This window comes from Synechococcus sp. EJ6-Ellesmere (assembly GCF_024345875.1).
GTDB classification, from domain to species: domain Bacteria; phylum Cyanobacteriota; class Cyanobacteriia; order PCC-6307; family Cyanobiaceae; genus Regnicoccus_A; species Regnicoccus_A antarcticus.
On the sequence record NZ_JAGQBY010000104.1, the window covers coordinates 1 to 11,222 of the forward strand.

Sequence of the window (11,222 nt, forward strand, 5' to 3'; positions counted from 1 at the left end):
TGCCCTCGATGCCCGTGAGGGCCGCGCAACCGGAGCTGAAGGCACGCATCAGCCGCACCGGCCCCAGAACCGCCAGCTCGCCCCCCTGAACCTGAGCCAGCTGGCGGGCCTGATCAGCGGCGTCGAGCGGCGGCAGCAAGCCGAGCCTGAGCTTCGCCAGCCCCAGCACCACCAGGGTGAGCACGAGGCCCATGAACAGGAAGGTGGGCAGGCTGAGCAGGCGAGCACTGGAGCGCACGCCGCGCAGGTTCACCAGCATCAGCAGCACCACCGCCAGCAGGCAGAGCGGTATCCGCTCCGCAGCCAGCTGCGGCAGCAGGGAAGTGATCGCGGCGATGCCGGCCGCCACGCTCACCGACACGGTCAACACGTAGTCGATCGCCAGGGAAGCCCCGGCAACCAGGCCTGGCATCACCCCCAGGTTGTCGTGGGAGACCCGATAGGACCCTCCCCCATGGGGATAGGCCTTGATCGTCTGGCGGTAGCTGATCGCCACCACCAGCATCAGCGCCACGATCAGGCCCGTGATCGGCACCGAGAGGCTGAGGGCGGCAGCACCGGCCAGGCTCAGCACCAGCAGGATCTCCTGGCTGGCATAGGCCACCGAAGAGAGGGCATCGGAGCTGAGGATCGCCAGGGCTTCGCCGTTGCTGAGGCGCTCCTCGGCATGGGCGCTGGTGGGCAGGGGCTCACCGATCAACCAGCGGCGCAGGCCTGAACGGCCCGTGCTGCCCGCGGAGCCAGGGGTCACAGCTGGAGAGGCCATGGGAGGGCATCAACTTAGGCAGCGCGCTGCCGCTCAGACCACCACCTGCAACCGGGCCCGGTTGTTCTCCCACAGGGCCTGGGGTTCGAGCACCTGGCGCTCCGGATCCGCCAGCACCAGCAGTTCATGGGCTCCGGGCGCCAGTTCGAGCGCCAGGGCGAAGGATTCCTCGGCGCCGGCGGCCAGCCAGGGCAGGCGCAGGTAGCGGTGGCCGGAATAGCGGTCGTCGATCACCACCGCCACGCCCACATCGCTCACATCGAGCGAGCCCCGGTTGGTGATGGCGAACCGCAGCACGCCGGCGCCGTAGCTCGCCCGCTCCACCGCCAGATCGGCCCCGAGGCTGCACAACTCCTTGAAGGGGTAGAGGGCCAGGGAGTCGAGCCGCAAAAGCCGGGTGCCCGCATGCTCATGGTGCAGGTGGCCTCCGTGGCGCAGGTCGCTGCTGCAGCCGTGCAGGTGCAGATGGGCGCCCACCGCCGGCACGGTGACGCGTCCGCTCTCGGGCCGGGTGTCCCAGAAGCCGCAGCACTCCCACTCCAGGCTCCGGCCGAGGTAGTGGATCGGATCGGCCGGATCGCCAGGATCCTGCGCCGCCAGGCGGTAGTGCTGAAGGCTGGAATAGAGGCTCGCGGCCGCGTCTGGATCCACGGCGTCCGTGTTGCGACGTCGCTGGCCCATGCAGAGCTTGGACGCCACCGTGATCACCAGGCTGCTCCAGGTGGCCCGAAGCCGGACCCCCACGATCGGCGCTGGCTCCATCCGGCCAGCCGCAATCGAGCCGGTAATCGCCTGCCCCACCAGCTCCTGCAGCGGCACCCCGACACTGGGGCCCAGGCCGGCGAGATCCACCGGCTGGCGCAGGGCACTGGCATCGCCGCTGAAGCACACATAGGGAAAGTGGGAGGCCCCGTCTCCGGGGCGCAGCCGCCGGATGCCGCCATCGAGGGACTGGCATTTGTAGAGATGGGTGCGGGCGGCACCGGGCTGATGCAGGAAGGTGAGCTCGCCGTTGTCGAAGCTGGTGGTGGTGCCAAGACCGAGCACATCGCCCTCGAGGGGAATCCGCTCCAGGGGCAGATGCTCATTCACATCTCCCTGGATCAGGTCGCTGACGGTGTTGGCGATCGAGAGGCTCACCATGGGACAGGAGCCTGCGATGGGCCGGGAGCCTGAGACGGAGCGACCTCCTGCATCACACCAGCTACCACCCGCCACTCGTGCAGAACCCAGCTGACACAACCGGAGCGGATCAGGGGATCGCTCTGGACGATCGCCTCGGCCTCCTGCCAGTCGCGGGCCTGGAACAGCAACATGCCACCGGCACCGTCGCCGTTCATGCCCTTGCGCTCGCGCCAGTAACCACTGCTGGCCTTGTGGCCTCGCCGCTGCAGATCAGCCACCCAATCGAGGTGGTCACGCAGATGCGCATCGAAATGGGCACGGTCGACCAGACCCTGCTCGAGCTTCACGAACCAGGGCAAGGCGAGCCCCCGAAGCAACCGCCCCAACCTAGACCTGATGCCAGGTGAGAACCCTTGCGCTGGAGCAGGTCGACAGGCAGGGCCGGAAAATTGAGCAAAAATGCCCATAGTGAAATCCACGCTGAACCCGCTGGAGACGTTACATTTTGTAAGACGTTCTGAGGGGCGGGCTGTGGTAGGCCCTCCTCTTTTTTTTGGGTTACGGCAGGGCCCGCAGGGCCGGCACCACGTCGCTCCCGAGGGTCAGCCCGATGCTGCTCCCATCGGCCAGGGGCAGCTCCAGCCGCAGGGGAGCCACGGCGCTGGGCCTGGGATCGAGGCCGGCGGCATCGAACTGGGCCGAGCTGGCGGGCACCGCTGCCTCCCCAGGCGGCACCAGTTCCTCGCTGCAGTTGGCCAGCGTCCAGCCACCACCAAGTCCGTCGCGCAGGCGCAAGGGCCGCTCGTGGTCGGCCGCCACGCCCGGGACATGGGCATTGAGGCGGAGACGCCAGCCCGCTGGAAAGGCGGGATCGGGCTGCTCGAACAGGCTCAGACCCCAGCCGTGGCCAGCGTCATCGACGACGCGCCAGCTGCCGATCACCTCAGTGGCTGCCGCCGGAGCCGACCAGCCCAGGGCCAGCAGCAGGGCAAGGCAGGCCCCGAGCAGGGCCCGCGAGCCATGGGCATCGAGACGCATCGCAGACTTGCACGCTTAGAGCGTCTCAACGCTAGCGTTGTAAAAGGGTGGACAGGGACGGGCGCTGGTGGCGTCACGGTGGTGGAGCTAGCCGTCTTGGCGCTAGAGGCGGCTGAGCAGCTCGGCTTTTTTGGCGGCGAATTCATCCTCCGTGAGGATGCCCTTCTGCATGAGGTCTCCGAGGCGCTCGAGGGTGGCGAAGACATCTGTGCCGCCAACGCCAACACCACTGCTGGCGGTGGCGGCGGGTTCGGGACTGGCCGGCGGAGCAGAGGGAGGGGGAGCAGAAAGAGCCTCAGCCGACGGCGGAGTCTTCACGGCCGGGGCGCTCACCGACGGCAGGTGGGTGAGGCTGATGCTGCCGGCGCCAGTGCTGAACATCACCCCACCGCCGGAGGCCTGCTGCTGGGAAAGCCCGGCGATCTGGTGGCCGCTGGTGTCGTAAAGGCTGACCTTGCCGTTGACATTCACCGCCAGACGCCCGGCTGCCGGGAAATAGGCGTAGCGCACCTCATTCTGGGCGCCGCTTGAGCTGGGGCTTCCGAGTTCCGTGGGCCACCAGGTGTCCTGGGGGTCGGGGGTGAAGAGCGCCCCGGAGCCAAAGCTCATTGGTGGCATTGGCGCCATGCCGCCGCCCATCTGCAGCTGATGCCCACCGCCGCTCTGGCTCTGCGACTGGAAGCTGCCCCGGGGAAAGAGATCGGGCTGGCTGGAGATCGCTGCGGCGAGCCCCTGACAGAGCCCATCGACCCGGGCCTTGAGCCCCTGGTTGAACATGTCTCCGAGCATCATCATCCCGCCGTTCATCCACTGCCCGGAGCCGGCGAATTCCGGGTGGTTGAACTGGGCCATGCCGCCACGTCCCTTGAGCATGGCAAAGGTCATGTGCAACACGGCGTCCTGGCTGAAGCCATACCGCTGGGCCAGGTCGTTGACGACCTCAAGCCCTTCGGCCGTGAGTTTTTCCATTGCGATGTCCTAGCTGAGCCAATGCCGGTGCGAAGCCGGACAAAAAAATGAAGCGATCTTTCAAGTTAACACTGCAACCCTGGCAAGAAGCTCCACCGGTTTGCGAGCGGATCCTGAAGCCGGCGGCCTGCGACACGCTGGAGCCGTTTCGACCCGCTGGGTCGGCCTAACGATTCCTCCACCTCACCAACGGGCAGCGGCTCGCGTGGACCGACCAGCCCAGGGCCTGCTGCCGGCCCGCGAACAATGAGCATCGATACGCATCGCAGGCTTAGGTGCTTAGGGCGTTCTAACGCTAGCGTTGTAGAAGGATGAAGGCCTGACGTTGAGCCTAAGGGCTGAAACCGCCATCGCCCCATCCCTGTCCAGTCGTTGTCATCCCATGACCACCACCTCCCTCAGCCGCAGGCGCGGCCAGCCCTGGGAGTCCTTCAAGGACTGGGTCACCAGCACCGAGAACCGCCTTTACGTGGGCTGGTTCGGTGTGCTGATGATCCCCACCCTGCTCGCCGCCACCTGCTGCTTCCTGATCGCCTTCGTCGGCGCTCCACCCGTCGACATCGACGGCATCCGTGAGCCGGTCTCCGGCGGACTGCTCTACGGCAACAACATCATCACCGCCGCGGTTGTTCCCTCCAGCAACGCCATCGGCCTGCACTTCTACCCGATCTGGGCCGCCTCCAGCCTCGATGAGTGGCTCTACAACGGCGGCCCCTACCAGCTGATCATTTTCCACTTCCTGATCGGGATCTTCTGCTGGATGGGCCGCGAGTGGGAACTCAGCTACCGCCTGGGGATGCGCCCCTGGATCGCCGTCGCCTATTCCGCTCCGGTGGCCGCCGCCAGCGCCGTGCTGCTGATCTACTCGATCGGGCAGGGCTCCTTCTCCGACGGCATGCCGCTCGGCATCTCCGGCACCTTCAACTTCATGCTGGTGCTCCAGGCCGAGCACAACGTGCTGATGCACCCCTTTCACATGCTCGGCGTGGCCGGCGTCTTCGGTGGTGCCCTGTTCGCCGCCATGCACGGCTCGCTCGTCACCAGTTCACTGGTGCGGGAATCCACGGAAACCGAATCCCTCAACAAGGGCTACAAGTTCGGCCAGGAAGAGGAGACCTACAACATCGTGGCCGCTCACGGCTACTTCGGCCGGCTGATCTTCCAGTACGCCTCGTTCAACAACAGCCGCAGCCTGCACTTTGTCCTGGCCGCCTGGCCGGTGGTGGGCATCTGGTTCGCGGCCCTGGCGGTGGCCAGCTTCTCGTTCAACCTCAACGGCCTCAACTTCAACCACTCGATCGTGGATCACCAGGGCCGGGTGGTGAACACCTGGGCCGATGTGCTCAACCGCGGTGGTCTGGGCATCGAGGCGATGCACGAGCGCAACGTGCACAACTTCCCGCTCGATCTTGCGGCGATTGATCTGACCCCTGTGGCGCTGATCGCGCCGGCGATCGGTTAGTGGGACTTTGACCCCCGCCCAGCCGCTTCGCTGATGGCCGAGGGCCTGGACCTGCTCCAGGCCCTTTCTCCGTTGAGCCTTCCCCCATTCCATCGCTTTCGCGTAGCGGAAATCACCATGACTGTCCTTTCTTCTCGCCTTCCATGCGCTGCGGCCCCGCGCCGTGCCCTGATCCATCGCCTCAGGCGGCTGATCTGGCTGGCCGCCGCCACCGGCACGCTGATGGTGGTGCTCGGCGCCCTGCTGCTCACCGCCGCTCCCACCGCCGCCCTGGCCGCCCAGAGTGAGCAAGCCGGCCTCCCGAGAGCGGTGGCCGAGATGGAGCAACTCGACCGGATGCGGGTCTCGCTGGCCTCCACGCTCGAGGGCCGCAGCGAGGAGCCCACCATGGAAACGATGAAGGAGGTCTGCAAGCCGGTGGGGATGCGGGCGATGGCCATCGGCAAGGAGAACGGCTGGCAGGTGCGCCAGGTGGCCAGTAAGTACCGCAACCCCGACCACGCTCCCGCCGGACCTCAGGAGAAGCAGGTGATCGATCTGCTGGAGCGCCATCCCGAGATCACCGGCCTGTGGGAGCCGGCCGGCGCCGGGCAGAGCGCCGGCGTGAATTACTACCGCCGCATCAACGTGGAGCCCAGCTGCCTGGCCTGCCACGGCACCAGAGCCAGCCGTCCGGCCTTCGTGACGGAGAATTACCCCGACGACAAGGCCTTCGACTTCAAGGTGGGCGATCTGCGCGGCATGTACGCCGTGTTCATCCCCGAGCTGCAGCAGGCGCTGGCGCAGGCGGGCTGAGTCGTTCGCTGAGGGGCTCGGCCCAGAGCTGGATCAGGGTTGCCATGACAACAGCCTCGCTCAGGCCGAATGCCAGGGGTTGGTCAGATCGATCCCTCTGCCGCAGCAACTGCGCCTGCCAATGCGTGGCCCTCAGGCAGGCGGGCAATGCCATCAACGCTAACGACTGGTGCAGGCTCAGCCGCGCCAAGCTGGTGAAAACGCTTGCTGCCGGAGACGGCTTCACGCCGATGTGCTTCTCCAGCAGCGCCAGCTTCGTGGTAGCGGCCGCTCTGTTGCCCCTGGGAATCGGGGCCGTGCGCTATTGCCGGACTCAGCAGCGCAGCGACCTGCTGCCCCTGGCCCTCACGCCCCTGTTCTTCTCGGTGCAACAGGCCCTTGAGGGTGTGGTCTGGCTTGGCCTGACGCTCGGTGGCCCCGGCTGGCTCGTGCATCCCGCCGCGCTCGGTTACCTGTTCTTCGCCTATGCCTTCTGGCTGGCGTGGTTTCCCTGGTGCGTGTTGCGTCTGAACCGGCAGGCGCCGCCTGGCCTGCGGCGACGCCTCCTGCAGATCTTGCTGGTGCTGGGCCTGCTGCTGGGCGCAGGGCTCTGGTTGCCGCTGCTGCTGGATGGTTCCGTGCTCCAACCCGCCGTGGTGCACGGATCGCTCAGCTACACCACCAGCTTGCTGGCGAATGGTTGGATCAACCTGGGTGTCGGCAGCACGGTGTATGGGCTGCTCATCACCGCGCCTTTGCTGCTCAGCGGCTCTGGGAGGCTGCGCTGGTTCGGCGGATGCATTCTCGGCGCCTTCCTGATCACCCACCTGGCCTACGGCTACGCCTTCACCTCGGTGTGGTGCTTGTTCAGTGCGCTGCTGTCGGGTTCTCTGTACTGGATCCTCAGGGGACCGGAACCCCTGGTGCCTTGGGGGCCTGACGGCGCCCCATCACCCCTCTAACGCGCGACCAGCCTCTGCGATCAGCTGCCATGAGCGAGTCCCCCGCCCCCACCGATCCCGCCCAGCTGCGCCGCGACTACCGCCGGGCCGCCCTGCGGCGGGCCGATCTGGCGGCAGATCCGGTGGCGCAGTTCCGCCGCTGGTTCGATCAGGCCGTGGCGGCGGAGCTGAGCGAGCCCAACGCCATGGTGCTGGGCACCAGCGATGGCACCCGCCCAAGCGCCCGCACCGTTCTGCTCAAGGCCTTCGACGCGCGGGGCTTCGTGTTCTTCACCCACTACGAGAGCCGCAAGGCCAGCGAGATCGCCGCCCATCCCCAGGTGAGCCTGCTGTTTCCCTGGTATGGGCTCGAGCGGCAGGTGGCCATCCTGGGCCGTGCCGAGCGGATCAGCGCCGCCGAATCGCTCGCCTACTTCCTCTCGCGCCCGATCGGCAGCCGGCTCGGGGCCTGGGTGTCGCAGCAGAGCGCCGTGATCGGCTCCCGCGCCATCCTGGAGGCCCAGTGGCAGGCGATGCAGCGCCGCTTCGCCGGCGGTGAGGTGCCGCTGCCGCCGGCCTGGGGGGGTCTGCGGGTGGTGCCCTTCGAGTTCGAGTTCTGGCAGGGCCGCGAGAACCGCCTGCACGATCGCTTCCGCTACCGGCCCAGCGGTGATGGCGCGGCAGACCCCTGGAGCATCGAGCGGCTCGCGCCCTGACCTGTTGGCCCTGCAGGACGGGATCTCCAGGATCGCTCCCGATTCGCCAATGGATCGTCTGGCCAGGCTGGAGACGATGCTGCCGTCGCGGACCTCTTCCCTTGCCGAGGCGCCATGCCCTTCGCCCTGAATGGAACCATGGAACGGCTTTGCAACAATCGCCCCAGCCTCAGTGAGCTCCGGGCTGCGATCGCCTCGGCGCAGGTTGGCCTCACCCTGATGGTCTGCATCCTGCTGGGCATCGGCACCCATCCCATCGCTGAGGCTGCAGTCTCAGCGGCCGAAGACTCCGCTCAGGTCTGATCGCTGCGACGCTGCACGGATTCCATGGCGTGGAGCTCCATGACCTGTTCGGGCCTGAGGTTGAAATCCAGGACACCTTGGCTGCTTGGGACCTCAAGGTGGAGGGGGAGCGCTTCACTGGGCCGTGGCATCAAGGCATCGAGATCGAACTGGGCCGTTCGAGGCGGAACCGCTGATCCATCCCTGGGAACAATCTCCTCGCTGCGATTGGGCAAGCTCCATTCCTGACCCATCGAATCGCTCAACACGAGATCAGCGCTGTGATCCAGGGTCGTTTTGGCATCCAGGGCAGTGAGGCGGATACGCAGGCCTGAGGGGTACTCCGGGAAAGGCTGCTCGAAGACCTGGGCACTGAGGCGATGACCCGCCCGATCGTTGAGCGACCAGCTGTCCGCCGCCAGAGCTGGGGCTGCTCCCAGCAGGAACGCCAACAACAACGGCAGAACGCCGAGCAACCCTCGCTTCAGACGAGCGTGAACGTGGATCCTGGAAGCCATGACTTTAAAGGCATAATGCCTTGATAATTCTAGGGCAACTACCGAGAAGGCACCGCCGCCCTTGAGACGGTGCCCCGCCGGTGAATCGAAAGCCGTCTGCTCGGCAACCCGATCGAGGTGCGCGTTCTGCCTTGAAATCCGTTGCCGACCTGGGCTATGCGGCTATGCTCATAAAAGTTGTCGATCCAGGCCCCATGGCCGTCGCTCCCGCCAGTTCCTTCTCCCTCGCTGCCGCTGCCGGCGGCAGCCCCCTGCTCTTCCGCCAGCTCTTCGATGCTGACACCGGCACCTTCACCTACCTGATCGCCGAGGTGACCAGCGGCCAGGCCCTGCTGGTCGATTCGGTCTTCGAGCAGCACGACCGTGATCTCGCCCTGATTCAGGAGCTGGGCCTCCAGCTGGTGGCCTGCCTCGACACCCACGCCCACGCCGACCACGTGACCGGCAGCTGGCTGATGCACGCCGCCACAGGCAGCGCGATCGCCCTGGCCGCCGGCGTCGGCGCCGAGAACGTGACCCTGCCCCTGCGGCACGGCGATCGGGTGGCCTTCGGCGGACGCGCGCTGGAGGTGCGCGCCACCCCCGGCCACACCGATGGCTGCCTCAGCTTCGTGCTCGACGACCACAGCCTGGCCTTCACCGGCGATGCCCTGCTGGTGAGGGGCTGCGGCCGCTGCGATTTCCAGCAGGGCAATGCCCAGGCCCTCTACCGCTCGATCACCGGGCAGATCCTCTCGCTGCCCGAGTCCTGCCTGCTGTACCCCGCCCACGACTACACCGGCCGCAGCGTCACCTCCGTGACCGAGGAGAAGGCCTACAACGCCCGGCTCGGCGGCGGCGCCGATGAGCGCGACTTCGTGATCTACATGCAGACCATGAAGCTGCCCCATCCCCACAGGATCGCCGAGGCCCTGCCAGCCAACATGCGCAGCGGCAGACCCAGGGAGGACGCAGGCCATGGGGCCGCGGCCTGGGCACCGACCCGGCGCAGCTATGCCGGCCTGCCGGAACTGGCCCCGGCCTGGGTCGCCGCCCACCGTGATGAGATCACCCTGGTGGATGTGCGCTCGGCCGAGGAGTTCCACGGCCCGGATGGCCACATCGCCGGCAGCCTGCTGATTCCGCTTCCCGAGCTGGAGGAGCGGGCCGGCGAGATCCCAGCGGGCACCCCCACGGTGGTGCTCTGTCATTCCGGCAGCCGCTCGGCTCTGGCCACCCAGCAGCTGCTCCGGACTGGTCACCAGCAGGTGGCCAATCTGCGCGGCGGGCTGCTGAGCTGGCGCGCCGCCGGGTATCCGCTGGTCACCATCAACCAGGACTGAACCATGTCTTCCACCACCACCCCACGCTTCAGCCCCAGGGAACTCGCCGCCCGGGTCGAGAGCGGACAGATCAGCATCATCGATGTGCGCGAGCCGATGGAATACGTGGGCGGCCACATTCCCGGCAGCCAGAACATCCCCCTTTCCCGCCTCGGCAGCACCAGCCTCCCCGAGGGGCCGCTGGTGCTGGTCTGCCAGAGCGGCAAACGCAGTGAGAAGGGCCTGGCCGCCCTGCTGCGCGAGGGCCATCCCCATCCCCTCGCCGACCTCGAGGGCGGCATGGGCGCCTGGCAGCAGGCGGGGCTGCCCATGAAGCGCCGCCAGGGCGCCCACCTGCCGCTGATGCGTCAGGTGCAGATCGCCGCCGGCAGCCTGGTGCTGCTCGGGGTGATCCTCAGCCAGACCCTCGCCCCGGGCTGGATCTGGCTGGCTGGCTTCGTAGGGGCTGGCCTCACCTTTGCCGGTGTCAGCGGCTTCTGCGGCATGGCCCGCCTGCTGGCGGTCATGCCCTGGAACCGGGTGCAGGCGTGATCATCGGCCTCGGCCTTGGCACGGCGGTGCTGCTGCTCGCTGGCGGGATCCTGATCGGCGTTCTGCTGGCCGTGCTGGGGGCCGGTGGCTCGATCCTGCTCATGCCCCTGCTGGTGAGCGGAGCGGGCCTGCCCACCCGCGAGGCCGTTCCGCTCTCGCTCCTGGTGGTGACCCTGCTGGCCCTGGCCAATGTGGGGCCCTACATCCGCCGCGGCCAGGTGGCCCTGCGGCCAGCGCTGATCCTGGGGGTGCCGGCCCTGGCGGGCGCCTGGATCGGCGGCAGCCTGGTGAAGGCCGAACTGATCCCCGAGGCGATTCAACTGGGGGTGTTCACCGTGGCGGCCCTGGTGGCCTCCTGGCTACTGACGCGGCCGCCGAAACCAGCCCAGAGCAACGAGGGACGGCCCAGCCCAAAGCCGGCTGGATCGCCCCAGGCCCTCGCCGCTCAGGGAGTGCTGGTGGGTCTGCTCACCGGCATTGCCGGCGTGGGGGGCGGCTTTGCGATCGTGCCCGCCCTGGTGCTGCTGGCCGGCCTGCCGATGCACCTGGCCAGCGGCACCAGCCTGCTGCTGATCAGCACCAACAGCCTGGTGGCCCTGCTGGCGCTGGGCCACTGGCCCTCCGCCAGCCTCGGGATGATGCTGCCCCTGGTGGCTGGCGGCGCCGCCGGTGCCGTACTGGGCCAGCGGCTGGCCCCCCAGCTCAGTGAGCGCAAACTGCGGCTCGGCTTCGCCGGCCTGTTGATCGGCTCGGCCCTGCTCACCGGCTTCGAGGCCCT

General features: G+C 67.7%; 14 protein-coding genes. 8 read left to right on the forward strand and 6 right to left on the reverse strand.

All coding sequences use genetic code 11. The features are described from left to right. The 5 genes from KBY78_RS11740 to KBY78_RS11760 all read right to left on the reverse strand — a co-directional run. Nucleotides 1-766, reverse strand: a 766-nt coding sequence (locus KBY78_RS11740) for an amino acid permease (RefSeq protein ID WP_255143742.1), incomplete at its 3' end; no start/stop codon positions are given. Nucleotides 767-799: 33 nt separating this feature from the next. Then, nucleotides 800-1,909 (reverse strand): hypothetical protein, encoded by a 1,110-nt coding sequence (locus tag KBY78_RS11745; RefSeq protein WP_255143743.1) that lies wholly within the window; start codon nt 1,907-1,909, stop codon nt 800-802. Beyond that, complete coding sequence (locus KBY78_RS11750; protein WP_255143744.1) at nt 1,903-2,250, reverse strand: YciI family protein; 348 nt, start codon at nt 2,248-2,250, stop codon at nt 1,903-1,905. The genes KBY78_RS11745 and KBY78_RS11750 overlap by 7 nt, the downstream gene beginning before the upstream one ends. A 199-nt stretch (nt 2,251-2,449) precedes the next feature. Continuing rightward, nucleotides 2,450-2,929, reverse strand: coding sequence for a DUF3122 domain-containing protein (locus KBY78_RS11755; RefSeq protein WP_255143745.1), 480 nt, complete (start codon nt 2,927-2,929; stop codon nt 2,450-2,452). A gap of 102 nt (nt 2,930-3,031) precedes the next feature. After that, nucleotides 3,032-3,898: an SHOCT domain-containing protein gene (locus tag KBY78_RS11760; RefSeq protein ID WP_255143746.1), complete on the reverse strand. Its 867-nt coding sequence runs from the start codon at nt 3,896-3,898 to the stop codon at nt 3,032-3,034. 382 nt (nt 3,899-4,280) lie between these two features. Here KBY78_RS11760 and psbA point away from each other — a divergent pair, with 382 nt between their 5' ends. From psbA to KBY78_RS11785, 5 genes are all read left to right on the forward strand, one after another. Continuing rightward, the gene (gene psbA, locus KBY78_RS11765; protein WP_255143747.1) at nt 4,281-5,360 is read left to right on the forward strand and encodes a photosystem II q(b) protein; all 1,080 of its coding nucleotides are present in this window, start codon (nt 4,281-4,283) and stop codon (nt 5,358-5,360) included. A gap of 33 nt (nt 5,361-5,393) precedes the next feature. Next, entirely contained in the window at nt 5,394-6,155 is a 762-nt protein-coding gene (locus tag KBY78_RS11770; protein WP_255143748.1) for a DUF3365 domain-containing protein, read from the forward strand. Between the two features lie 125 nt (nt 6,156-6,280). Then, nucleotides 6,281-7,096: a DUF6629 family protein gene (locus KBY78_RS11775; RefSeq protein WP_255143749.1), complete on the forward strand. Its 816-nt coding sequence runs from the start codon at nt 6,281-6,283 to the stop codon at nt 7,094-7,096. A 29-nt stretch (nt 7,097-7,125) separates the two neighbouring features. Beyond that, entirely contained in the window at nt 7,126-7,791 is a 666-nt protein-coding gene (gene pdxH / locus KBY78_RS11780) for a pyridoxamine 5'-phosphate oxidase (protein WP_255143750.1), read from the forward strand. A 114-nt stretch (nt 7,792-7,905) separates the two neighbouring features. Then, nucleotides 7,906-8,094 (forward strand): hypothetical protein, encoded by a 189-nt coding sequence (locus KBY78_RS11785; RefSeq protein WP_255143751.1) that lies wholly within the window; start codon nt 7,906-7,908, stop codon nt 8,092-8,094. On the opposite strand, the gene KBY78_RS11790 is transcribed toward KBY78_RS11785, so the two are convergent. Continuing rightward, nucleotides 8,085-8,591, reverse strand: a complete 507-nt coding sequence (locus KBY78_RS11790; RefSeq protein ID WP_255143752.1) for a DUF3122 domain-containing protein — start codon at nt 8,589-8,591, stop codon at nt 8,085-8,087. The two genes, KBY78_RS11785 and KBY78_RS11790, sit on opposite strands and share 10 nt — an antisense overlap. 194 nt (nt 8,592-8,785) lie before the next feature. On the opposite strand from KBY78_RS11790, the gene KBY78_RS11795 reads away from it, so the two are divergent. The 3 genes from KBY78_RS11795 to KBY78_RS11805 all read left to right on the forward strand — a co-directional run. Continuing rightward, on the forward strand, nt 8,786-9,913 hold the full coding sequence (locus KBY78_RS11795) for a rhodanese-like domain-containing protein (protein WP_255143753.1): 1,128 nt from the start codon (nt 8,786-8,788) through the stop codon (nt 9,911-9,913). 3 nt (nt 9,914-9,916) lie between these two features. After that, the gene (locus KBY78_RS11800; RefSeq protein WP_255143754.1) at nt 9,917-10,444 is read left to right on the forward strand and encodes a rhodanese-like domain-containing protein; all 528 of its coding nucleotides are present in this window, start codon (nt 9,917-9,919) and stop codon (nt 10,442-10,444) included. Further along, the coding region (locus KBY78_RS11805; RefSeq protein ID WP_255143755.1) for a sulfite exporter TauE/SafE family protein at nt 10,441-11,222 on the forward strand (782 nt) is incomplete at its 3' end. The genes KBY78_RS11800 and KBY78_RS11805, both read left to right, overlap by 4 nt.